We start from the raw sequence: 22582 nt of genomic DNA, 5'->3' as shown, positions 1-22582 counted from the left end.
TTTCCTATAACATCTCGACAAAATCTTCGACAATGACCTTGGGGCCGAAACCGGGGAAATTGATACGCAGCTTGTTGGGCTCAATGCGCTCGATGATCTTTCCACGCCCGAAAATCTTGTGCTTGCAATGACCAAGTTTCATGGGTGAGGGCTTCTTGGAAGTTGAGATTGAAGGAGCTGTGTCAACATAAGCAGCAGGATTTACCGGAGCAGTCTTTTTCTTTGCCATGCCGCCGGAATAGGATTCCTGCAATTCATCAAAAAGCACGTTATCAAGCTCTCGCAGAAACGGGCTGGGCACAGCAGGTTCAGAGAAATCGGTATTCTTGCGGTTGATGGAAGCCGGGGCACACATGATCAATTCCTTGCGTGCACGGGTGCAGGCCACGTAGAGCAGGCGGCGTTCCTCCTCGTATTCCTGCGGCTTTTGCATGGATTTGCGGGAAGGAAAACGGTCTTCTACAAGGTCAATGATGATGACCGCATTCCACTCCAATCCTTTGGCGGAATGGATGGTGGAAAGAGTAACCACATCTTCTTTTTTCTCTTCCTCGCTGTGCTGATCAGGATCAAGGCAGAGGTCGGTGAGGAAGAATTCCAGATCATCATAGTTGGATGCAATCTGGCTGAGCTGTTCGATTCCTGCTTCACGGCGCGGATAATCGTCCGGGTACTGAGCCACCAGCAGCGGTCTGTACAGTGGCACGATGATCTCAAGGCAGGTTGCCGGAGATGAATTCTTTTTACGTAATCCGTCCAGATCTCGCAGAATATCCTGCAGTAGCTGGTACTTCTTGGTAAATTTGCCGAGAGCCTTTTGGTCTGCGGAGATCACAGCCTGCGCAATCTTTGTTGCGGTCTTGGGACCGACGCCTTTGATGTGTCCAAGGGTGCGCTGCCACGCGATTATATCTGCCGGATTGCTGACCAGACGCATGAAGGCCAGCACATCCTTGATATGCGCGGCTTCGTTGAATTTCAGGCCGCCGTATTTCTTGAAGCCTACACCGAGGCGTTTCAGAGCAACTTCAAGTCCGTAACTCTGATATCCTGCGCGGAAAAGCACGGCGACTTCTTCGGGACCATGCTTCTTCTGCAATTCGATGATCCGGTCAAGTACGCGGTTGGACTGGCTGAAATCACTGAGCGGAACCATGAGTTGCGGCTTGTCACCCCATGTCTGCTCGGTGAAAAGTTTTTTATCAAACTTGGTTTCGGCACCATCCAGAATGGCGTTGGTCAGATCGAGAATAGGCTGTGTGGATCGGTAGTTCTGCTCCAGTCGAACAATTTTTACGTCTTCGAAAATTTCAGGAAATTTAAGGATGTTGGTAACATCTGCGCCACGGAAAGAATAGATGGACTGGGCATCATCACCCACAGCCATTACGTTGCCGTTCTTTCCGGCCAGCAAACCGACGATACGGGCCTGCACAAGGTTGGTATCCTGATATTCGTCGACCATGATGTACTGGTAGCGCGAACGCAGGGAATTGCGCAGGAATTTGTCCTCTTGCAGTAGCTTTTCAAGGTAGAAGAGCAGGTCGTCATAATCCATCAACCCGTGCTGTTTTTTGTAAATAGCGTAGCCCTTGGCAATCTGTTCCATTTCAGAAGCGTAGGTCGCCAGATGGAAGGCTTCGGAGTTAACCAGTGTATCAATGGAAAGCTCCTTGTTTCGCGATTTACTGATCATATCCAGCAGCGTGGACTTTTTGGGATATGAGCGATCGCCCTTACCGAATTTCAGTTGGTCTTTGACTTCTTTAACTGCGGCTTCGGAGTCACTACGGTCCATGAGGGTGATGCCGTTGGGGAAGCCGATTTCGGCAGCATTCTGGCGCAGCACGGAATAAGCAAAAGCGTGGAAGGTTCCGCCCTGAGTGCCGTGCAGATTTCTGCCCAGAATCAGCTCGGTTCGTTGGAGCATTTCCTGCGCAGCCTTACGTGTGAAGGTCATCAGCAGAATGGATTCCGGAGGGATGCCCTGTTCGACCAGCCATGCCAGACGGTATACAATTGTACGGGTCTTGCCACTACCAGCACCCGCAATTACCAGCACCGGCCCCTGAGGATGTGTAGCAGCTTCATACTGTGCAGGGTTCAATTCATTTTTGAAATCGATCATGATGTATATATGCCTCCGGCGGCTCTTCGGGGAGCAAAGAAACTTTTTGGAAAAAGTTTCTCTACACTCTTCAAAAACTTTTAATAGGGTTTTGCCGCTTCGTATGTAGAATTAGTTGTGAATTTGTTAATCTGGCAGAGTAATATTGAACCAGTCAAGTATGATTTGTCCGGTTTGGTGCATGCTGCTTATCTGCTGCCCGTCGGAGCTATAGAAGAATGCGTCATTCACAGTGTGTGTCCCGGTTCTGCCGTGGAATCCGAATATTTCAGCTCGGTCGAATTTGGCTTTGAGATCGAATCCGGGCTTGGCTGTGCAGATAAGGTCCGGCGGGTTGCCGATGGGATTGTCTCCATATGCTTCACGTTTTGTGAGAACCTTTTCCATTACCTGCTGTCCGTTGAACTCAAGCTGCTTTAGTTTTTCAGCAATTTCACCTGCTATTATTCCTGCTTGCGCAGGGGTAATCTGTCCATGCGCAAAATCAGATGTATGGATATATATTCTTCCGGGATCAAGGGCAAATGCTTTGCTGGATGGGGCAATAATTGTGGAATCCCACTGGTCTTTTGCGGGCTGGGTGTACTCAAGATAGCCCTGTTGTATGAGAAAAGTGTTCAGGTCTACCTCGGTTTTGAGGGCTGCGAAGCCATGGTCTGCAAATGAAATTAGTTTTTTTTCACCCGGAAGTGCTTCGAATTTATCGAGTACGATGCCGAACGCTCGGTCCCACTTGTACATGAACTCAGAAGCCTTGTGATAAAGGGGATGGTTATCGTCTTCGAATGCGGGATAAAAGAAGTGGAAGAGACGGTCTGTTTCCGTAAAAACAATGGTGAATAAATCCCATGCAAGGTCATTCCAGAGCAATTCCAATGCGTTCAATCGGCCTTCAAGGGTTTTAGCGACCTGATCGAAAAGGTAATCCGGGTCCATGATACCCCGGCTGGTGTCAGCTTCCAGCTGATAGCCAGTATCGCGAAGCGGGCTGAGCAGGAAGGGAGGCTGAACTGCCTGATCGAATGAATCGGCAACAAAGCCTGAAATAAGCATACCCCGCAGCGGTTTGGCGGGGTAAGTGTTAGGCAGGTTGATGACCTTGCTGATCAAACCCTTTTCTCCCAGCGCATCGAAAATGGTCGGGCAGAGTACCTGCTCGAAATTATTGATGGAGAGAGTGTAGGTCTGCGGATCAATGGAAGTGAATCCGTAAAGACCGTGCTTCTCCGGTTTCTGGGCAGTAAAAAAAGAAGTCCAGTTTACGGGGGATAGTTCCGGTAATTCGGCACAGATCGGTTCGCACTTACCCGCAATACGTCCAAGGTTGGGCAATTTAACAGCCCATTTCAAAGCAAGAGAGGCCGGAAGTCCATCCAGCCCCAATGCTACGAATCTTTTTCGTTCAGTTTGATTAAAAAGCATAATTAAATTAACGCACAGTCAGTTTCGCGGAGCGCATTAAATCAAACTACAATACAACCAATTCATATTTCTTCATAAAATGTACGGGATTGTATGATTCTTTTGCTTTGCGCAGGCCGGGCTCACCGAGATCCTGTTCGCGGTTGACGTATTTTTTGTCGCTGGCATTGTTTTCGAGGAACATCTGATTGATGGCCTGATAGACACCCTTGAAATATGTGTTTCCTTTTTCAAAATGGATGACGATGGTGTCATCACCCAAAGGTTCAGCAATGGTGTAGGCGATGATGCGGTTGTCGATACGCAGGGTTCCGCCTGTAAGATTTTTGATGGTATCCATTTCCTTGAGTACTTTGGCGATAGCCTCGTTCTCGGCAACGAGGGCGGGTGAGAAGTTCTTTTCTTCCTGCCAGCGATACCATTCTAGTTGCATTTCAAGAACTTCTTCCACGCAATCAGGGGTAATTTCGCGGTACTCGTAGTCGTATTTTTTCATGAACTGGCGGTAGAGGTTCTTCTTTTTGTGGAAACGGTTGCCGCGTAATTCAATGAGTTCCTGTACGGAATATATGTAATCAAAGTGGTCGCGGTTTTCGGTGATTTCGATCTTGTCGCCGAAGATTTCTTTGAGGTGCAGGGCCAGCTTTTCAGGGATACGGGTGAACTTGGTGCCGGGGGTGTTCATGAGTTCGCATTTTTCCCAGTCCGCGCTGAACCAGTCTCCGATGGGTGCCCAATTTATTATTTCAGGCTTGGTTTGGCGTACGTGGATAAGGCCTGATTCGCCGCAGCGCAGCTCAAGACCGTAATGCTCGGTCCAGCCCCAGATGTTGGCAAAGGTGAAATCAGAGGTGTGTTGCGGACAGGCCGCAAGGGCTTTTTCAAATTCATCCTGACATTCAAGGGTAATGGGCTTGAATTCGTTAGTCATTACTGGTCCTTTTATTGTTTTTCTTGATCATGCTGAACTTCTGCCAGTTTCTGCACGAGAATGTGTAAAAAATGATAGAGGCCTGTACACCTTGTGAAATGAGCATGGCCATCCAGATTCCGGTAGCGGAATTCATAATTTCATGGCCGAGCACATATGCCAGCGGAAGCCTGCATCCCCAGACGGTGATGGCGAAAATGAACAGATTGTAGAGGGTCGCGCCAGCTCCGTTCAATGCCCCGGCCATGATCATGGAGGTCAGGGTAAATGGAATGGCGAGCATGTTGTAAAAAAGATAGTTTACAGCTTCATCAAGAACCACCTGTTCCGGGGCGATGATGGAGGTTACCGGATAAATTACCTGCCAGAGCAGTAGCGCGGTAACGCTTAGGAATCCGATAGCCAGAAACAATATTCTATACCCGAATTTCTTGGCCTCGTCAGCTTTGCCGTCTCCGAGGTAATGGCCGATGATGATGGAAGCTGTCATGTTGAAGGCAAATGCAGGCAGGAAGAGTATGGATTCAATGCGGATGCCCGCGGTCATTCCTGCCAGCGCGATTACGTTGTTCTCGGGTAGGCTGGCGGTGATGGAATAGAGCACCATGTAGCCTGAATGCCAGACCAGCTGCATCAATCCGCTGGGCCAAGCAACTTTGAAAAGATATGGGAATGCGCTTTTCATCCAGCGCAGCGGGGCAATACATTTACGGCGCAAGTCGCCTGACCTGATAAGGATTGCGATGTTGAAGATAGCACCCATGGTTATTGAGCCGAAGGTTGCCCAGGCCAGCCCTCTGTAGCCGAGATCGGGAAAACCCCACATGCCCATGCCGAGACCTAAGTCACCTATAGTGTTGGTAACGGTGACAATGATCATACTGTACAGGGGCAGCATCACTTTTTTCTGGGCCCGGAAGACCGCGTTGGTAATGATCAGCATGTAATAGATGGGCACGAGGTACAGGAATACCTCAATAAAGTATTCCATTACGTAGCGCATCTCATCGGGGACCTGTAAAATAGTAAGGATTCCATTACGGTATGGAAAACCGAGGGTGAATATTGCCAGCCCTAATATTGCACTGATGATGAAGCATAGCCCTACGTAGCGTTTTGCCCGTAGCATCATACCCGCGCCGATTGACTGGCTGATGGCGGCAACAGTACCGTTGGCCGTGGCCATGGCGATAACCAGAAAAAAGAACAGGGACTGGCTGATCATGCCCATAGAGGCCTGAATTTCACGGCCCAGTTTGGATGCTACCCAGACATCCACAAGACCGATCATCAAGTGGAAGAGCATCATTAGTATTTGCGGCCATGACAGGTTCCATATGGTTCTGTATGGAGCGTTGGTCATGTCTGCGGTGGTCATATTCATAAGCGGGAAAAACTCCGTAAAAATTCAAAACGTAGTCAGCCTTATATTGCAGATCCGGTGTTTAAGAATCAGAGGAAAGGCGGATTCGGCTGCGGAGCTAGGAGTTTAGTTACAGTTTCAGGAAAAGCAAGGGTTGAACAGCTATAATATGATTTTTGCTCTTGTGGTTGATTGCGTGGGTTATAGATTTATTCTCATGAGTATGAATCATGTACTTTATGAGTTGCTTTGTTTATATTATCGAAAAGATTGAACCAAAAGCGATTGTAAATATAAGGAGGCTGAATAATGGCGAGCGATGAAAATTTCTGTCCTAGGGTGCGATTGAATCTATGGCTGGAAACAGAAGAAGGTATGCTTTTTGGTCTTGGCAGGGCGCAACTGTTGGAGCAGATTGAAAAGCAGGGTTCGCTGAATAAAGCAGCCAAGGCTCTTGGAATGTCGTATCGTGCGGCATGGGGCAGGCTCAAGAATACCGAAGAAGTTCTCGGTGATTCCCTCGTGCTTAAAACTCGGGGCCGCAAGGGCTGTAGCCTTACACCGCTAGGAGAGCGGGTTCTTGAAGATTACCGCCAGTGGGTGCAGGAAGTTGAGAATTTCGCAGTTATGACTGCCCGTAAATCATTTCCTTGGAATATTGCTTCTTATGATGAAGATATGGAGCGTATTGCTCAGGAGAAGAAGGGAAAGAAGTAGAGTTCTTCGTGTTTCCATCAGGAGAATGAAATGTTTTTTGATTTGAGTTTACTGAAAGTTAAATTACCTGTCTTAATTCTTGCGGCGCTGCTTTGCTTTTCGTGTGCTGCCTGCAAAACAGTCGACACATCCGGCGAAGTTTCAGCAACTGTTTCAACTATAGATGGTGGAAGCAGCAAGTAGAAAGATAGGCGTTGATTGATTTACCTGAAACACCCTCTGTTCCATAAGGAGCGGGGGGTGTTTTTTTTGTTCTTGATATAAAAGGTCTTGGTAGGTTAATGAGTTGCTGAATTATTTTTATTATTATTTTTTTGATCTGATTTCGCATTAAGGAGAGTTGAATGTCATCTGGTTTTTATGTTTTGAAAACTAAACTGCCTGTCCTGCTTAGCGGGATATTACTTTGTTTCATCTGCATGTCTTGCAAGACAGCAGATAAACCTACAGCCGATTTCGAGAGGGGCGTCAAAGACGGTGCTCAGTTGGGCCAGCAGGCTGAGAAGGGATTGGTTAATGCTTTAAAACAGGTCAGAAAAAATCGTACGCTTTTTAAGGACCGGGAATCATATCCTTCACTTAAAGATGGTTTTACGGAATCTTATTTCATACTGGCTAAAAATAAGGATGCAGATAAGGCTGCCGCAGCACTGGCAGCGATGGACAAGGGGGATGTTCGGCCAGCTGCAAATTGGTTTAAGGATAAATATTTGCGGGATGTGCAGATTGATCCTCAAGGAGCGGCAGTAAGTTTGCGGTATTGCGGTTTGTTAAAAATGTTTTACGATCCTGCTTCCGGGGTAAATATACTTTACCGGGCCAGCGGGCATGAACCCGGTAACTATCAGGCGATGATGAATCTGGGAATTTATTTGAATCGCATGCGTAAGTATCCCAATGCAGAAGTTGTATTACGTAAGACCCTGTATCAGGCTCAGAAAGCTGAGGATGAAGCTATACAGGGTATAGTTTCCAGTGAAATAGCTTATAGTTATCGTATGCGTGGTAAGGGAAAACTGGCGAAAAAGTATTTCCTGAATTCAGTGGAGAAAAGTAAAGTCGCGGGTAACGACCATCGTGTGGCAGTTGGTTATTTTCAGCTGGGTATGATTTGTGAACAGCTTAAGGATTTCTATAGCGCTGAAATTTATTATAGCAGGGCTTTGAAGGAGTATGAGAAGTTCGGATGGAAGAAAGATATTGCGGCCATGAACTTGAAGCTTGGCAGGCTCTATGTGGACCAGCAGAACTGGTTGTTGTCTGAAGGATATATCCGTAAAGCTGTTTCCGGGTACCAAAATACCGACTATAAGTTAGGCCTTGCCATGAGTTACCTGCTCTATGCTGATTTTTATATGGGGCAGCAGAAAGCAGATCAGGCACTCGCAAGTTATGGTAAGGCGTTAAATTTATACAAGTCCTTAAAAATGCGTGAATCTGTGGCTAAGATTCATAAGGATATGGGGTTTATCAAATTTGACAAACAGCAGCCCATCGAAGCCATGAATGATTGGATTCAGGCCCTTAAGATTTATACTGATTTGGGGGCGGAAAAAGAAGTTGATGCTATTTATGCTGTTTTGGGGCTGAGTTCATTTACCATTGGTGACATGTCTGGTGGAATTGATTTTTTCCAGCAGTTGGTGAAACAGCGCAAAGGTGAAATCAGCGAGATTGAAGAAGCAAGTGGATGTATCATAGTCGGAGCCCATGAGTTGCTACAGCAGAATTTTTTAAAAGCTGAAGAAAATTTTTTGAAAGCCTACAACTTAGGTCGTGAGCATAACTTGCCTGAAATTCAGGGGATGTCCTGTTTTTCGTTAGGTGGGTTGTATTTCCGTCAGTCTGAGTTTGAAAAATCCGAAACATTATTTAAAGAGGCTCGACAACTTTTTTCCCAGCATGGCGATAAAAATATGATTGCTTTCAGTGATTTTAATCTCGGTGGATTGTACCTTGAACAGAAGAAGTATGATCAGGCAGAGGTGGCTTTGACGAAGGCACGTGATCTTTACGCGCAGTTGAAGAATGATGAAATGGTCAAAATTCTGGATATTGCTTGTAAAAAGTTGGAAAAGCGGAAAAAGTAAAGCTATTTAAATCAGTAAACTAAAGCCCCCTACTTTTTAAAAAGTAGGAGGCTTTTTGCTTATAATGGGGATGTGAGTTTATTCCAGTATATAGTCTAGGTATTGATTATCCGATGGACGGTTATTATTCTGGCCATTGTCGTTATTGTTCGAGTCGTCGGGTTTGCTGTCAGGTTCAGTGTCGGGCTTGTTCTGGTATGTGTTTCCTGAGTTGGAATAGTCTGTGTCTTGAGTGTTTGAATACGAATTACCGGAGTCATTGATTGTGTTCGTGTAAGTGGAACTCTGACTGGTCTGGCGTGTGCAGCCGGGACGATTTACGTTTACAGTCGGATTAATGTTAACAGTGGTATTCGGGTTGTTATTCTGGCTGATGACAGGATCGGGACCCGGCAGGTTGTTGGTATGCCCTGAAACGCCGGGAAAGTACCAATTGTTCATGGCATTCCTCATTTGAATTCTGACCCGGTCATGTCCTTTCATGGCGTAGCCTACGAAGACGTAGTTTGTTCCCTTATAGCGTGAAACTACAAGATAGGAGTCATACCATTTTCCTTCTTTGTCCCAGCCCGAAAAAAATCTGAGTATTGCCGGGTAACCGGAAACGTGTCCCGGCTGCTCGTTTAAAAACTTTTGATACGGCAAGCCCCTGCGCCTTAAATTCTGTGTCCACCTATCAAGTTCTGCAACCATTGAATTAGAGCTGGTTCTAGTTGCGTACAATTCAATTATTGCATCATTTGTACGCGGCCTGCATTGTTTTAGAAGGTAGCTGAAACTTATCAGCGGCGGCATTTTTTTGGTTCTTTGCCAGTCAGAAGGACATTGTAGGCCTTCGGCCATATTGGCGGCAGTGGAAACTGTAGGGATTAGGAGGACGGTCAAACATACCAGAATAAAGAATCTTATTGCCTGTTTCATTTGCTGCCTCCTGTTTAAAGGGTTCACTACTCATTTATTTATATATCATTATCAGAATAATGACATCTATAAACTGAAACACCCCCTGTTCCATGAGGAGCAGGGGGTGTTCGGGGTATGAGGAATAGAGTGTAGTGGCTCTATCTGTAATAGAGATTGCGGCCACCTACGGTCAGGAATGCCTGATGCAGGTTGCGGCGGATGTCGCGGCGATCCCAGATGTCCTGAATGTGACCTCTGGAGAGTGCGTTGTATGCGGAATGGTAATCCGGCGGAATGTCCATGCCTGTAGTTTCCTTGATAACGCCTGGACCGGCAAAACCGATGCGGGAGGAGCGTACTGCGTACTGATAGGGTGAGCAGCCGAGGAAACTTGCTACCGGGCCAGCGTAGGAGTTGGTATCGTAAAGAACGATATAGAGTCCGCCGGACTCGATGTAGCGGCGTACAGCCATGGTTACACGCGGCATCTGGATTAGGCCGTTGGTACCTTCCTGAATACGGATACCGGCAGTACCGTGAACGTATGCGAGGAAGGGGTAGCGTTTCTTACCTGCCAGTTCCAGAGCGCGGATGAATTTTTCACCTTCTGCTGCACCTACGGAACCGCCACGGAAGGGGGCTACGAGGGTCGCACAGGTCACCTTGGTGTGCTTGATGGCACCTTCAAAGGTGATACAACCGGACTGCAGGCCTGTTTTGGCCTTGGCGCCATCCAGTCTTTCCTGAAAGTTAGGAAAGCCAGTGGGGTTGGCAGAGCAGATGGATTTGTTAAATTCACGCACTGTGCCCCAGTCGAAGAGGTTAGCCATGTACCAGCGGTATTCCATGGGGAAATGGTGTCCGCAGGTGGGGCATACCCCGGCGAATTCGTTGAAAAGGTCACGGGACCAGATTTCAAGGCAGCCGTTCTTCTCAGCGTTGGGACAGGTAATTTCCTTGTCTTCGCTGGCGCGGGGGCTGATGTAGTGACGGTAATCAGACGGTGGAATATCCGGTTCCGCATCAACGGAAAGCTTGGTCAGGGCCGCCTCAACTTCGGACACGCTCTTGGTGCTCGCGCCCATCTTGCCGAGGAGCATGTGCTTGAGCTTGTCGAACTTGTTGGTCACAACATGCATTTCGTCCTTAGCTTCATCAGCAAGAGCCTGAATCTTGGACTGGTACTTCCGGATCATGTCGTAGCGTACGGTGGAGTACGCTGCGGCCATGGCATCAACTTTTGCGGAGTTGAGCTTTTCAAGGAAGGAACGCTTGTCGTCGAACGCTTCCTGGGCCATGCGGCGGTATTTTTTGTAACGCTTCCAGAGGAGGCGATCTTTGGCATTGGGGCTGATCTGCCAGCGGACGAATACGGATTCGTCAGTGAGATCTTTTTTATTGCGGTTCTTGATGGCGGCCTTACTGAACAGGCGAAGACCTTTAACGCTCAGTACTACTTCATCGGTAGCCCGGATAACTTCGGAGCGGACCATCTTGTAGAAATCAAAGTGTTCGGGACGTGCACCAAGTGCGGGTTCACGGATGATGCCGTCGATGTAACCGAAACGCAGGTTGTCGTCCGCAGTGATGCACTGGGACTTGGCACAGGTTTCAATCAGCTCAGCGGGAGCACGTTCTCCGCCACGGATACGGCCTTCAATGGCGGCAGCACCTTCGGGAGAGATAACGGAGTAGTAACCGTGGGAAAGCATGAGGCGCTTGTCGGCCATGGCGATTGCTTCCGCACCACCGGAACCACCTTCGGAAATAACGGAGATGACAGGTACATCAAGGCCGCACATTTCGTAGATGTTTTCCGCGATCTGCTGAGCTGCACCGGGGTAATCTTCCACCGGATAGGAACCGGGGGTGAATACGTAGGTGTGGATGGGAATGTTCTCGCGTGCGGCAACTTTCATGTAGCGCAGGGCGTTGGCATTACCCCATGGCTTGATGCAGCCGCCGTTGCGGAATTCCTGGCCGTGGCCTTTCTCCTGACCTACAACCATTACCGGCTGGTTGTGGACTTTCTTGCCCACGCGGCGGGTGATGTAGGCACGGGCGATAACCATGCCGGGGTCGATGCTCATGTCATCCTTACCACCTACGACAGTGTAGTTGTCGTAGACGTTTTCAAGGATGTCTTCGAGGCAGATTCGCTCGGAATGACGTACGATTCTTACCTTGTCCATGGCGGACAGGGTTTTATCGAGGTCTTTTTCCAGAACAGCGAGGCTCTCATCGTAATTGTTGAGTTTATCCCACAGTTCTTCCTGAGTCTTTTCTATGCTGGTTTCCAGGAAGGCATCAAGTTTAGCGGCGAAAGCAGTAAGGCGTCTGTCCTCGGCATCACCGAGAATATCACGCGCATACTGGACCCTCTTGACCAACCCGTCCAGTTTTTTTTCTATATCCATAATGTATTATTAGAATTCCAGTATGTTTGTTGATTTCTTGGCCAGAAACTTAAGGTTGGACTTCAGGGATACTTCCTTTCTGTCTTTGCCTTCCAGAACGAATTCATCAATGAATTCGAGTCCGCGTTTCTTGGATTCCTCAAGGTCCTTGCCCCAGATGATGGCCAGTGCCAGGTTGGGGTCAAATTCTGTGGGAATCTGGTAGGGCAGGTCTGTGGGGATGTGGGTGTGCATCTTGAGCCATTCGTGCTCATCCCAGTGGAGGTTTTCAATCTTTCCTGCCCACGGAGCGAATTTATCATCAGTGTCTTCGGCGATGATTCTGTATTCGATTCCCACACCTTCGAAGGTGATGTCTTCCTGAGAGTAGCCCATTTCGTCGCCCAGTGCGAGTCTGATCTGTTCTTTGATCAGGTTTACGTCCGGGTCGCCTTTGATGCGTGAAATGGCAGCGGAAACACCGTTTTCAACCTGAATACGGGTGTTTACTTCCATGAGGAAGGGTGCGCCTTTGGGAGTTACAATCCATTCCCATGTTCCCACGTTATCATAGTTGATTTCGCGGGCCATGCTCAGGGAGTGTTCCACAATGTCGTCGAGAACTTTTTGGGCATCAAAGGAGTAGGCGATGCTTTCTGGGCAGAAGCCGGGTGCGACTTCGATCCTCTTCTGGCGACCGGGGCTCTGTACGGAGCAGTTACGGGTGCCGAAGTGGACGTGCTTTTTACCGGAACGTTCAGAAACAATCTGTACTTCAAGGTGGTTGAAGTCGAAAATGCGCTGTTCAATGAGAACACCTTCGTCGTTGAAGGTACGCAGGGAGTAGTTTCTGATGCGGCGGTAAACCTGACGGAATTCCTCGATAGAGTAAACTTCGTCAATACCCATACCGCCACCACCGGCGGATGCTTTTACGAGGACAACGGGGTTGCGTACACCCTGTTCTTTCTGGAATTCGAACAGGTTGGACGCGATTTCTTCCGCTTCCAGCTCATCGTAGATGGCCCTGTCGGAACCGGGGATGGTAGGAACGTCGAGCTTTCTTGCCAGACGCTTGGTGTTGATTTTGTCACCAAGGTCGCGGATTACCCACCAGGAAGGTCCGATGAAGGTCATGGGACGATCCCTTTCGGTTACCCTGCGGGCAAAACGGAAGTTTTCAGAGAAGAAGCCGTAGCCCGGGTGTACTGCGGTACACATGGTTTCGTCTGCAACGGAGAGGATGTCTCCTGCATCGTTGTAGGATCTGATCATATAGATCGCTTCTTCGCCTCCGAGCTCCCTTGCGAGGGTTACGTGTCCGGAATCCTTGTCCTCTGCCGTGTATACGCTGACAAAACTGAGTCCGAGATCTTTACATGCCTGCATAATGCGCACGGCGATCTCGCCTCGGTTAGCAATAAGTACTTTATCTGTTTTGGGATTCAAAATGACTCTCCTGAGTCTTTCTGGTTAATTCGATATATTATGTTCGGTAAAACTGTTTTTTTCAAAAAAATACGCAACCGTTTTAAGCCAAATAAGGCTTCTGTCAAGTTAAATATAACTAACACTTACGTAGGTATAATAGGTCCCACTCCGATTTTGTGGATAAAATTATAACCAGTAAGAGGAGTTAGGTTGGTGGTTTTGTTGAAAGTTGACCTTACAGGACTGCTTCAGTTTTTTTTAGTAATGAACTCCGCCAGAATTCATTTCAGCTTGCTCTGATAAAACAAACATACCTTCTTAGTCAAATTTATGGTTCGGTCCTGCTGTTTGTATTTAAAAAATAAAATCCCGCATTTTATATTATAAAATGCGGGATTTAAAGATGCTTGCGCAAAAAAGATTAGATGAGACCGAAGCTGAGCATACCGAGGATGTCGGTTTCTTCCTCTTCCTCCTTCGGAGCCTCAGAAACAGGGGTTTCGTTGGTGTCGGGGGAGTCTTTCATGAGGCCGAAGCTGAGCATGTTCAGGATGTCGGTGCCTTCTTCTTGAGGTTGAGTGGCAACAGGTCCGGCTTTGGCCTTGGCGGACTCTTCCATGATTTTATCTACCGCGAGGTTTTTTTGCTCTTCCGGGAGGTTCAGTTCTGCGACAAAAGTTTCTGTCTCAGAAATCTTCTGCGGGGTGAACTTGTCCTGCCAGACAGACATGCGGGTATAGATAGTTATGTGCTCAAGTGCTTTTTCGGAATTTCCGAGTTCTTTGTAAGCTCTAGCCAGTTTTCTGTGAGCAAGCCTGATGTGGCCCTGCTCCAGTTCAAGGTTGAGTCCTTTACTGATGACTTCAACTGCTTCTTTGTATTTGCCTTCTCGGAGGTAGCAGTCGCCGAGCATGATATAGCTGGGGCCGTATTCCGGGTTAGCGTCGATTGCCTTTTCAAAATAGACAGAGGCCGCCTTGTCTTTATTAAGCATGAAGGCGACGGTTCCTGTCTGGTGAAGCCCCGTGGCTTCGTTTTTCGTGCCGCAACCGGTGAGCAGGGCTGCGATGATCAGGGGCAGTCCGATCAAGGTAGCCTTGGTCCTGATGCTGGTAAATGTGGTATTCATAGTTTTATAGACAGTAATCCTGTTTTTTCCCAATTAAGGGCCTTTTAAGTTTTACTTTCACTCCGTTTAATGCCCTAAAGTTTTCGAATGAGCAAGCAGGATCGGGGTTACATTTGTGATTTTTGTGGCACAGGATGCTTCGCTTGATGTCCTTTGAGTTATTGGTGTGCCTTGATTCTTGTTTGATTATTCGATTATTGGCAGTTCATCCCAGCAGGTGGTGTAGGCAGGGGATTTGTGTTTTCTGTTCATCTGCCACGGTTGTTCAAGACCTTCGGATGCAAAGCTCAGGGTGTGTCTGCCGAAGCGTGCATTGGCTGAGTCCAGCAGGTCCATTAGTTTTTCTTTTTGCGCGGATTCGGCTTTATGTTCCATCTCCAATAGATTGCACTGGCGATTGTATTTGTCGCATAGGTCGAGCAGGACCACTCCGGTTTTTTTGTACTTGAACCCTTCCTTATATATGGAGCGGATGCACTGCAGCCCGGTGCTGATTAATTCCGGGGTGTAGTCCGTGGCAATGGGCAGCATGCGGGTAGCGGAGTTGGAGTACTGTGGCAGATCGTTGAAGCGGTTGGTGGTCAGGTAGACTTTTACTCCGCTGGTGAGGGATTGCTGTTCACGCAGTTTTTCCCCGGCCCGGGCGACATATGCGGCAACAGATTCTTCGAGATCGAAGAGGCTTGAAACCGGACGTCCGAAGGAACGGGATGAGGAGATGGTTTTCTTGGGCTGCGGTGAATTATCCAGTTCAAAGCAGGGAGTGCCGCGTAGTTCAAGGGCGGTATGCAGTCCGGTAACGGACATGTTCTTTTTTAGCCAGAGGTTGGGCAGGTCTTTGAAAGCGCAAGCTGTGCTTACTCCGCGTGCGATTAACCTTTTGCCGTGTCGTCTGCCGATGCCCCAGATGTCAGTGACCGGAACTTTGTCCAGCAGACGGTCCATATCTTTTCTTGCACATAGACTGAAAGTTCCGTTGGTTTGCGGATATTTTTTGGCAAAGTTGCTGGCGACTTTGGCCAGTGTTTTGGTTGGGCCGAAGCCGATGGAGACCGGAATTCCGGTCCATTTGAGAATTCTCGATCTGATTTCCTTTCCTATGGAGGGGAGTTCTCGGAGCATACATGGGGGAAATTCAAGGAAGGATTCATCAATAGAGTAGACCTCAAGGTTTGGGGTAAGGGAGGCCAGAGTGGACGTTACTCGTTGTGAAAGATCGCCATATAGAGCGTAATTGGATGAAAAGACCTCCACATTGTTGTGCAGAAAAAAACTTTTGTATTTGTAGGCCGGGGCACCCATGGGTACGCCTATATTTTTTGCTTCCTGTGAGCGGGAGATCACGCAGCCGTCATTATTGGAAAGCACGACAACCGGACGGTGCCTGATTTCCGGGCGGAAGAGCCGCTCGCAGGAAACGTAGAAATTATTGCAGTCCACCAATGCAAAGATTCTCATTATATTGCCTTGTGGATGATGTAGGTTACCACTCCCCAGACTTCAAAAGAAGTTTCTTCGGTTATTTCAAGCAGGGGGTAATCCGGGTTTTCCGGAATAAGAAAAAGTCTGCCCTCTTTTTGTTTCAGCCGTTTTACGGTGAGTTCACCGTTGAATATGGCGATGATGATGGAATTGTTGTGGGCGTCCATGGAGCGGTCGACAACAAGTATATCCCCTTCTTTGATGTTGGCGTCTATCATGGAATCGCCGTAGGCCCGGACAAGGAAGGTTGCCGCCTTGTTGCTGATCAGCTGTTCATTGAGGTCCATTTTTCTGTCAATGTAGTCATCTGCAGGGGAGGGGAAGCCTGCTATGACTTCGGACAGAAGTAATGGTAGTTCAATTTTGCTTGCGGCTTTAGGGCTAAGTATTTCTGCAAAAATTTGGCTCATGTTTATCTTGTATTGACTTTTTGTGTCAATGTCAATCTTAGATAAACAATATGCAGAAAAAAGAACCCGAGCGCACGTACACTCAGGTTCTCGGAACTATTTCTTATCCATGAACATTGCGACCATCTGGCCGAGGACAGCGTCAGCTTCATCGTGCGGGACCTGACAGGTTCCGACCTGCTTGTGTCCACCGCCTCCGAATTTGAGCATTACGCTACCGACGTCGATTTTGCTGGTGCGGTTGAGAATGCTGTGTCCCACGGAAAATACAGTGTTTTGCTTCATCTTACCCCAAATAATCTGGATGCTGATGTTGCATTCCGGGTACATGGAGTAGAGGGTAAATCTGTTCCCGGGGTAAATTTCTTCCTGTTCGCGCAGGTCGAGAATTGCGACATTGCCGAACATTTCGGTCCGTTCTTCCAGCATCTCGCGGAACTGCTTATCCCTTTCGAAGTAAAGGTCCACTCGTTCTTTTACGTCGGGCAGGGTGAGGATCTCTGAAATGGGTAGTTCCCGGCAGTAGTCAATGAGGTGTTCCATTAGCTGGTAGTTGCTGACTTGGAAGTGCCTGTATCTGCCGAGGCCGGTGCGGGGGTCCATAATGAAGCCGAGCAGGATCCAGCCTTTGGGGTTGGCTATTTCCTCGGCTGTGATATCACCACTGTCCACTTTATCCACATAGTGGAGCATCTCATCGAATTTATCTGCGAATTTTTCATGACCGCCGAAGTATTCCCAGATAACACGGGCCGCACTTTTGGCCGGTTTAGACATACCCTTGTAATCCAGCTTCATGTTGAGGCGTTCGTCCTCACTGGAATGGTGGTCAAACCAGTATCCGCAACCTTCTATATAAGGAACGTTGGCGACGATGTCGTTAGGATCGCCGGGGTAGCGTCCGTCCTGCACATCTTTGGGATGGACAAACATCCAGTTGTCCATGATTCCGATTTCCTTAAGCAGGACAGCGCAGGCAAGGCCGTCAAAGTCTGATCGTGTCAAAAGCCGCATTAAACTCTCCGTATGCTGGGAATAGTGATTAAAATTCCACGAATATTTTTTTGAAATACTTAATTGAAAACAGTTCTAATTACAATCTCATTTTAATTATAGATTGTGATCTCGCAAAATTTAACTGTGGCTACTTGATAACCAGAACAGGGCTTTCGGCAATGTGCAGGACTTTATGGGTTACGCTGCCGACAACAAGGCCTTCAAGGTCGGATTTGCCTTTGGAACCCATAATAATCAGGTCGCATCCTTCAGTTTCGGCAACAGTTTTAATTGATTTTGCTGTGGAGCCGCCAATGATTTTTTCTTCATAGTCAACGGCTTTGTCTTTCAGGATGGCGGTTTTTTGTTTGAGGATTGCGTAGGATTCGCGGGTAGCGTCGTCGATTGCTTTCTGGAAATTGGGTTCTCCCAGTCCAGTGGGGACAGGGCGGTGACAGTGGAGAATGATAAGTTTGCCACCGGACATTTCTGCGAGGGATGCTCCATAGCTTACAGCGCTTTCAGAGTGTTTGGAATCGTCAACAGGAATCAATATTTTGTTAAAAATCATGTCTGTTCTCCTTCTATGGATGTTTATGGGGATATTACTTGAAGCGGTGGATTGCTGCAACATAGAGGGTAGATTTATGGATTTAATTGTCTTGCAAGGGCTGATTGAACGTTCGATCAGTAGGGTTTGTGGTTCGATTTTGCTGTGTTTTTGAAAATTGAAAGAGTTGTTGTAGCAAGATGTTTTGAGTAAAAAGCAATATAAAACAACGTCTTGTGTATAGTGTTGATTCAAAAATCAAAAAGTTTGAAAAAAGTGTTGACAGGAGTCAGTGCTGAACGTAGATACTGTTTTCAGTTGATGTCGCTCTGAAAAAGAGTTCAGGGTAGATGTCTGCAAGGGGCTGATGTAGCCTTCAGGTCTAGTATGTTTCCTGCTTCCGGCGACTGTAGGGGTCTTAGGAAGAAAGTTTGAAAGCTTCGCCTGATATAGTTGGATGACGATTCAACCGCAACAGCAAATTGTAAGAGTTACTTTGACACAACACGGGGGGAAGCCCGCATCTCTCCCCGAGTCTGATGGACATCGGCATTGATCAAGATAAAAGCCCATGATGTGCGGACATGTTCCGGATGTCAGGTTTTTACAGATCAGCTTAGTAAAACACCTTCCGTTTCCATTCCTTAAAGCATAGGCCCCTCCCCCACCGGAGGGGCTTTTGTTCTTTACGGCAAAGGTGAGTGGTAAGTATTTTGGAGAATAGGGAATCAAATACTTATTTAGAGGTTGCTGTTTGGTGGTGTGATCACTTTCAGAGTTGACCTTTACTTGATTTTACGTGTAAAGATTTTTTTGTGTCTATAAATTTCAACAAATTGAAATAACGAGACTTTATAATGACCAAAAAGGATACAGTTTTAAAAGCGGCCAAAGAGCTTTTCGGAGAGCTTGGATACAGCGGTACTACATTCAAAAAGATCGCTGACCGTGCCGGTGTTGCAGTGGGATTGCTTTCCCATCACTATGGAAATAAGGAAAAGCTTTTTCGTGCGGCCGGTTTTGATGTTGCTGAACGTTTGACTCAGGCTTTGCAGGATGAAGTAGTGCAGGCTGAGAACGGTTTTGATGCCGTGTACAGATTTGCCCGCCGCTACCTTGAGTTTTCCGTTGACCCTGATGAAGATTTTCTGGTGCTGATCAGATGTTCACCATACAGTGACCTCAAGACCGGGGAAGATCGGGACGCAATGGTTCATAAGTTTGTTCAGATTCCAGTGCTGCTTGAAAACTGTGTTGCTCGTGGGGTTCGTGACGGTTCCATTCCTAATCTGCCTGTTTCGGAAACCGCTGCCGTTGTTCAGTGCAACCTTGTTGGTGCGGTCAGAACGAATCTGCTTACCCCGTATAGTCCTCCCAGTCTTTATAAAGAAATTTTGAATTTTATCACCAGAGCACTTAAAGCCAGCTAGCTTTATTGCTATAACATAGATTTTTTCTCTCCCGGATAGCTTTGGCTGTCCGGGATTTTTTGTTTTTAAGGGGTGGGTTCCTTGTAATTCTGGACAAAAGTTTTTGGAAATGATCTATTATTAATATCAAAAATAGTATTGTACATCAGGGAGATGTTGTCTGAATACGGGAGTAGGTTTGATTTTAAGGAAAAGCGTATTGCTAAGATTTTTATGCTTGCTCTGCATGGGATTTTGGTTGCTCTGTGGGCAGGCTGCCTATGCTGAAAATATTCTTGTGGAGGGGGATAACAATTATCCTCCATATGAATATCTGGAAGACGGTGTTCCTACAGGATTTAATGTGGATATTATTCGCGCTGTGGCAGAAGCTTCCGGGTTAAATATCGGAATTAATCTTCTTCCTTGGAGTGAGGTTGTTGAGAATCTTGAAAAAGGGGCCAGTGATGTGGTCCTTGGAATGTATTTTTCCCCCGCCAGAACTGAACTTTTCGATTTTTCAATTCCCCATAATATAATTTCCCACTCAATTTTCGTGCGTTCCGGCTCGGATATCAAAAGGCTTGAAGACCTTCATGATAAAGAAATTCTAGTTCAACGTAGTGACATCATGCATGACTATGCTTTGGAGCATTATCCGAACGCGACTATTGTTCCCGTACCCGATCAGGGAATGGCCCTGAAACTTTTGGCTTCCGGTAAGCATGATGCTGCTCTGCTTGGGAAGATTCAGAATCTCTTCCGCGCTGCCGAGGATGGTATTGATAATTTGGAAACTACCGGGGCTGATTTTGCCTTCGGGAAATATTGTTTTGCTGTCCGTAAAGGCAATGCGGAATTATTGGGGCGGCTGAATGAAGGACTGAACCTGATTAAGAAGTCAGGGAAATATGATGAGATTTATGAAAAATGGTTTGGTGTTTATGAGCGCCAGAGCCTTTACGCTAAGATTATTCATTATGCCGTTCTGGTTCTGACTCCTCTCTTGATTTTTCTTGCGCTGTCCATGCTTTGGGTCGGGCTGTTGCGCCATAAAGTCAGGCAGAAGACTGAATTGTTGCGCGAGGAACTTAGGGAAAGACGCCGGATTGAACAAAACCTGCAGGAAGTTCAGCTTTATTTAGCAAGCATCATTAATTCAATGCCTTCCGTTATTATCGGGGTGGATAAAGCTTGCAGGATCAACCAGTGGAACCTTGAAGCTGAAAAAGTATACGGTATCAAGCGCGAAGACGTTCTTGAAAAGGCACTGGCAGAAGTCGTACCTAATCTGACCGGAGAGTTGGAGAGGGTTCGCAACGCCTTGAAGACCGGGGTAAAGGTAGTTGATCCGCAGGTGCGCAGGTATGTTGATAAACGTGTCCGTTATGAAAATATCACTATCTATCCCTTGAACGAACCCGGTGTTGAAGGGGCGGTAATTAGGATTGATGATATTACCGACCGTATGAACTTTGAGCAGATGGTCATGCAGAATGAGAAAATGCTTTCCGTTGGCGGCCTTGCTGCCGGGATGGCGCATGAAATAAACAACCCGCTGGCTATTATTCTGGGGAATGTACAAAACATTACCCGCCAGACAGCACCCGGTTTGGAGACCAATGATCTTATTGCGAAAGAATGCGGGACATCCATGGATGTGATTCATAGTTATATGGAAAAGCGGGGGGTCTCCCGTAAGATAGAAAGTATTTTTGAAGCCGGAGTCCGTTCGGCCAAGATTGTTTCAAATATGCTGAGTTTCAGCCGTAAAAGTGACAAGATTAAGGGGTGTCATAGTTTGCCGGAATTGTTGGATATGACGGTTGATCTGGTCTCGAGCAGCTATAGTTTGAAAGAAAAGTATGATTTTAAGCAGATTGAGATAGTCAGGGAATTTGAAGCCGGGGTTCCTGATGTCTGGTGTGAGAGTAACGAGATTCAGCAGGTATTTTTGAATTTAATCAGGAACGGGGCTGAAGCTCTTCAGGCAAAGAGTTATGAAAGTGGTGGGCCGCGTATGGTTCTGAGGGCAAAGCATGCCGGAGAATTGGTCAGGGTTGAGATCGAAGATAACGGCCCCGGCATGGAAGAAAGCGTAAGTAAGAGAATTTTTGAGCCTTTTTATACTACAAAGGAAGTCGGCAAAGGAACTGGGTTGGGGCTTTCCGTGTCCTATTTTATCGTTACGGAACATCATGGCGGGACTATGGAAGTTGATTCCATGCCCGGTGAATGGACCCGTTTCATAATACAATTGCCCATCGAAGAAACAAAGTGCTGATTCTGGAAAGGAGGAACCATGCGAGTCGTAATTACCGGTGGAACCGGATTTATAGGCAAAAGACTGAGCCATGAACTGGTTGCAACGGGGTATCAGGTAATTTGTTTGACCCGTTCCAGCCATCCTTCTGATATTTCCGGGGTCCGCAATGTTGTTTGGGACGGTAAAACTTCAGCTGGATGGTTGGAGTACGTAGACGGTGCGGATGCCATTGTTAATCTTGCCGGGGATAATATCGCGTCCGGGCGTTGGTCTGCAGCCAAGAAGCAGTCCATACTTGCCAGCAGGGTTGATGCGGGTGAGGCGGTCAGTGAAGCTGTTGCAAAAGCGCAGAACAAGCCGAAAGTGGTCATTCAGGGATCAGCAATCGGCTTTTATGGTGACTGCGGGCCTGAGCCGGTCAATGAGAAATCTCTCAAGGGTGACTTGTTTCTTTCCGATGTCGTTGAAAAGTGGGAAGCCAGCACTGCTTCGGTTGAAGAGCATGGAGTACGGCGTGCTATTATTCGCACAGCTATGGTTTTAGGAAACGGTGGTGCGCTGGCAAAGATGATCGGTCCCTTTAAGTCTGGGCTGGGCAGTTATCTTGGGGCGGGGCATCAAGGTGTTTCATGGATTCACATTAAAGATGAAGTCCGGGCTATAATTTTCCTGATTGAAAATGAGAAATGTAATGGGATATTTAATCTCAGCTCCATTCATCCACTGACCTTTAATAAGTTTGCGGATGATCTCGGCCGTGTGCTTGGGAAGAGGGTGTTGTTGCGTGCGCCGGGTTTTGTTCTCAAACTGGCTCTTGGACAGATGGCCGAAGAGGTGCTTCTGAGCGGGCAATTTGTAATGCCGGTAAATCTTATTTCTGCAGGGTTCAAGTTTAATTTTACCGATGTGGATGATGCTCTGCGTGATATTGTTGAGTAATAATTAATTGCTCGTTGTTG

General features: G+C 47.3%; 18 protein-coding genes. 6 read left to right on the top strand and 12 right to left on the bottom strand.

The genetic code is table 11. The annotated features are described in order from the left end of the window. Positions 1-4: 4 nt before the first annotated feature. The 4 genes from ACO05Z_RS11940 to ACO05Z_RS11925 form a co-directional block, all read right to left on the bottom strand. Positions 5-2128, bottom strand: coding sequence for an ATP-dependent helicase (locus ACO05Z_RS11940; protein ID WP_421902403.1), 2124 nt, complete (start codon positions 2126-2128; stop codon positions 5-7). A gap of 126 nt (positions 2129-2254) precedes the next feature. Continuing rightward, positions 2255-3550, bottom strand: a complete 1296-nt coding sequence (locus ACO05Z_RS11935) for an alkaline phosphatase family protein (protein WP_421902402.1) — start codon at positions 3548-3550, stop codon at positions 2255-2257. A 46-nt stretch (positions 3551-3596) separates the two neighbouring features. After that, the gene (locus tag ACO05Z_RS11930) at positions 3597-4481 is read right to left on the bottom strand and encodes a DUF2156 domain-containing protein (RefSeq protein WP_421902401.1); all 885 of its coding nucleotides are present in this window, start codon (positions 4479-4481) and stop codon (positions 3597-3599) included. Continuing rightward, positions 4474-5865 (bottom strand): MATE family efflux transporter, encoded by a 1392-nt coding sequence (locus tag ACO05Z_RS11925; protein WP_421902400.1) that lies wholly within the window; start codon positions 5863-5865, stop codon positions 4474-4476. Before ACO05Z_RS11925 ends, ACO05Z_RS11930 begins: the two co-directional genes overlap by 8 nt. 288 nt (positions 5866-6153) lie before the next feature. On the opposite strand from ACO05Z_RS11925, the gene ACO05Z_RS11920 reads away from it, so the two are divergent. The 3 genes from ACO05Z_RS11920 (at position 6154) to ACO05Z_RS11910 (ending at position 8651) form a co-directional block, all read left to right on the top strand. Then, the gene (locus ACO05Z_RS11920) at positions 6154-6561 is read left to right on the top strand and encodes a winged helix-turn-helix domain-containing protein (protein ID WP_421902399.1); all 408 of its coding nucleotides are present in this window, start codon (positions 6154-6156) and stop codon (positions 6559-6561) included. A 30-nt stretch (positions 6562-6591) separates the two neighbouring features. After that, positions 6592-6744 carry a hypothetical protein gene (locus tag ACO05Z_RS11915; RefSeq protein WP_421902398.1) on the top strand — a complete coding sequence of 51 codons (153 nt, stop codon included), beginning with the start codon at positions 6592-6594 and terminating at the stop codon, positions 6742-6744. Positions 6745-6905: 161 nt separating this feature from the next. Then, complete coding sequence (locus tag ACO05Z_RS11910) at positions 6906-8651, top strand: tetratricopeptide repeat protein (protein ID WP_421902397.1); 1746 nt, start codon at positions 6906-6908, stop codon at positions 8649-8651. 78 nt (positions 8652-8729) lie between these two features. Here the strand turns inward: ACO05Z_RS11910 and ACO05Z_RS11905 are convergent, their stop codons facing one another. From ACO05Z_RS11905 to ACO05Z_RS11870, 8 genes are all read right to left on the bottom strand, one after another. Continuing rightward, entirely contained in the window at positions 8730-9296 is a 567-nt protein-coding gene (locus ACO05Z_RS11905; RefSeq protein ID WP_421902396.1) for a hypothetical protein, read from the bottom strand. A gap of 416 nt (positions 9297-9712) precedes the next feature. After that, positions 9713-11971, bottom strand: coding sequence for a carboxyl transferase domain-containing protein (locus ACO05Z_RS11900; RefSeq protein WP_421902395.1), 2259 nt, complete (start codon positions 11969-11971; stop codon positions 9713-9715). Between the two features lie 9 nt (positions 11972-11980). Then, the gene (locus ACO05Z_RS11895) at positions 11981-13399 is read right to left on the bottom strand and encodes a biotin carboxylase N-terminal domain-containing protein (protein WP_421902394.1); all 1419 of its coding nucleotides are present in this window, start codon (positions 13397-13399) and stop codon (positions 11981-11983) included. Positions 13400-13802: 403 nt separating this feature from the next. Further along, positions 13803-14510: a tetratricopeptide repeat protein gene (locus tag ACO05Z_RS11890; RefSeq protein ID WP_421902393.1), complete on the bottom strand. Its 708-nt coding sequence runs from the start codon at positions 14508-14510 to the stop codon at positions 13803-13805. Between the two features lie 186 nt (positions 14511-14696). Continuing rightward, the gene (locus tag ACO05Z_RS11885) at positions 14697-15968 is read right to left on the bottom strand and encodes a Y-family DNA polymerase (RefSeq protein WP_421902392.1); all 1272 of its coding nucleotides are present in this window, start codon (positions 15966-15968) and stop codon (positions 14697-14699) included. Next, positions 15968-16402, bottom strand: a complete 435-nt coding sequence (locus tag ACO05Z_RS11880) for a LexA family protein (RefSeq protein WP_421902391.1) — start codon at positions 16400-16402, stop codon at positions 15968-15970. The genes ACO05Z_RS11885 and ACO05Z_RS11880 overlap by 1 nt, the downstream gene beginning before the upstream one ends. A gap of 96 nt (positions 16403-16498) precedes the next feature. Next, on the bottom strand, positions 16499-17416 hold the full coding sequence (locus ACO05Z_RS11875; RefSeq protein ID WP_421902390.1) for an exopolyphosphatase: 918 nt from the start codon (positions 17414-17416) through the stop codon (positions 16499-16501). A gap of 130 nt (positions 17417-17546) precedes the next feature. Continuing rightward, the gene (locus tag ACO05Z_RS11870; protein WP_421902389.1) at positions 17547-17969 is read right to left on the bottom strand and encodes a universal stress protein; all 423 of its coding nucleotides are present in this window, start codon (positions 17967-17969) and stop codon (positions 17547-17549) included. Between the two features lie 836 nt (positions 17970-18805). Here ACO05Z_RS11870 and ACO05Z_RS11865 point away from each other — a divergent pair. The 3 genes from ACO05Z_RS11865 (at position 18806) to ACO05Z_RS11855 (ending at position 22562) form a co-directional block, all read left to right on the top strand. Next, the gene (locus ACO05Z_RS11865) at positions 18806-19378 is read left to right on the top strand and encodes a TetR/AcrR family transcriptional regulator (protein WP_421902388.1); all 573 of its coding nucleotides are present in this window, start codon (positions 18806-18808) and stop codon (positions 19376-19378) included. Positions 19379-19577: 199 nt separating this feature from the next. Continuing rightward, complete coding sequence (locus ACO05Z_RS11860) at positions 19578-21641, top strand: transporter substrate-binding domain-containing protein (RefSeq protein WP_421902387.1); 2064 nt, start codon at positions 19578-19580, stop codon at positions 21639-21641. 18 nt (positions 21642-21659) lie between these two features. Further along, complete coding sequence (locus tag ACO05Z_RS11855) at positions 21660-22562, top strand: TIGR01777 family oxidoreductase (protein WP_421902386.1); 903 nt, start codon at positions 21660-21662, stop codon at positions 22560-22562. Positions 22563-22582: the final 20 nt, after the last annotated feature.

Source organism: Maridesulfovibrio sp. (genome assembly GCF_965230075.1).
In the GTDB taxonomy this organism is placed as follows: Bacteria; Desulfobacterota; Desulfovibrionia; order Desulfovibrionales; family Desulfovibrionaceae; genus Maridesulfovibrio.
This window is presented reverse-complemented; position numbering and strand designations above follow the sequence as displayed.

Excerpts from the sequence above, each read along its gene's own strand:
- ACO05Z_RS11940 (WP_421902403.1), bottom strand. The coding sequence starts at position 2,128 with ATGATCGATTTCAAAAATGAATTGAACCCTGCACAGTATGAAGCTGCT.
- ACO05Z_RS11935 (WP_421902402.1), bottom strand. The coding sequence starts at position 3,550 with ATGCTTTTTAATCAAACTGAACGAAAAAGATTCGTAGCATTGGGGCTG.
- ACO05Z_RS11930 (WP_421902401.1), bottom strand. The coding sequence starts at position 4,481 with ATGACTAACGAATTCAAGCCCATTACCCTTGAATGTCAGGATGAATTT.
- ACO05Z_RS11925 (WP_421902400.1), bottom strand. The coding sequence starts at position 5,865 with ATGAATATGACCACCGCAGACATGACCAACGCTCCATACAGAACCATA.
- ACO05Z_RS11920 (WP_421902399.1), top strand. The coding sequence starts at position 6,154 with ATGGCGAGCGATGAAAATTTCTGTCCTAGGGTGCGATTGAATCTATGG.
- ACO05Z_RS11915 (WP_421902398.1), top strand. The coding sequence starts at position 6,592 with ATGTTTTTTGATTTGAGTTTACTGAAAGTTAAATTACCTGTCTTAATT.
- ACO05Z_RS11910 (WP_421902397.1), top strand. The coding sequence starts at position 6,906 with ATGTCATCTGGTTTTTATGTTTTGAAAACTAAACTGCCTGTCCTGCTT.
- ACO05Z_RS11900 (WP_421902395.1), bottom strand. The coding sequence starts at position 11,971 with ATGGATATAGAAAAAAAACTGGACGGGTTGGTCAAGAGGGTCCAGTAT.
- ACO05Z_RS11890 (WP_421902393.1), bottom strand. The coding sequence starts at position 14,510 with ATGAATACCACATTTACCAGCATCAGGACCAAGGCTACCTTGATCGGA.
- ACO05Z_RS11885 (WP_421902392.1), bottom strand. The coding sequence starts at position 15,968 with ATGAGAATCTTTGCATTGGTGGACTGCAATAATTTCTACGTTTCCTGC.
- ACO05Z_RS11880 (WP_421902391.1), bottom strand. The coding sequence starts at position 16,402 with ATGAGCCAAATTTTTGCAGAAATACTTAGCCCTAAAGCCGCAAGCAAA.
- ACO05Z_RS11875 (WP_421902390.1), bottom strand. The coding sequence starts at position 17,416 with ATGCGGCTTTTGACACGATCAGACTTTGACGGCCTTGCCTGCGCTGTC.
- ACO05Z_RS11870 (WP_421902389.1), bottom strand. The coding sequence starts at position 17,969 with ATGATTTTTAACAAAATATTGATTCCTGTTGACGATTCCAAACACTCT.
- ACO05Z_RS11865 (WP_421902388.1), top strand. The coding sequence starts at position 18,806 with ATGACCAAAAAGGATACAGTTTTAAAAGCGGCCAAAGAGCTTTTCGGA.
- ACO05Z_RS11855 (WP_421902386.1), top strand. The coding sequence starts at position 21,660 with ATGCGAGTCGTAATTACCGGTGGAACCGGATTTATAGGCAAAAGACTG.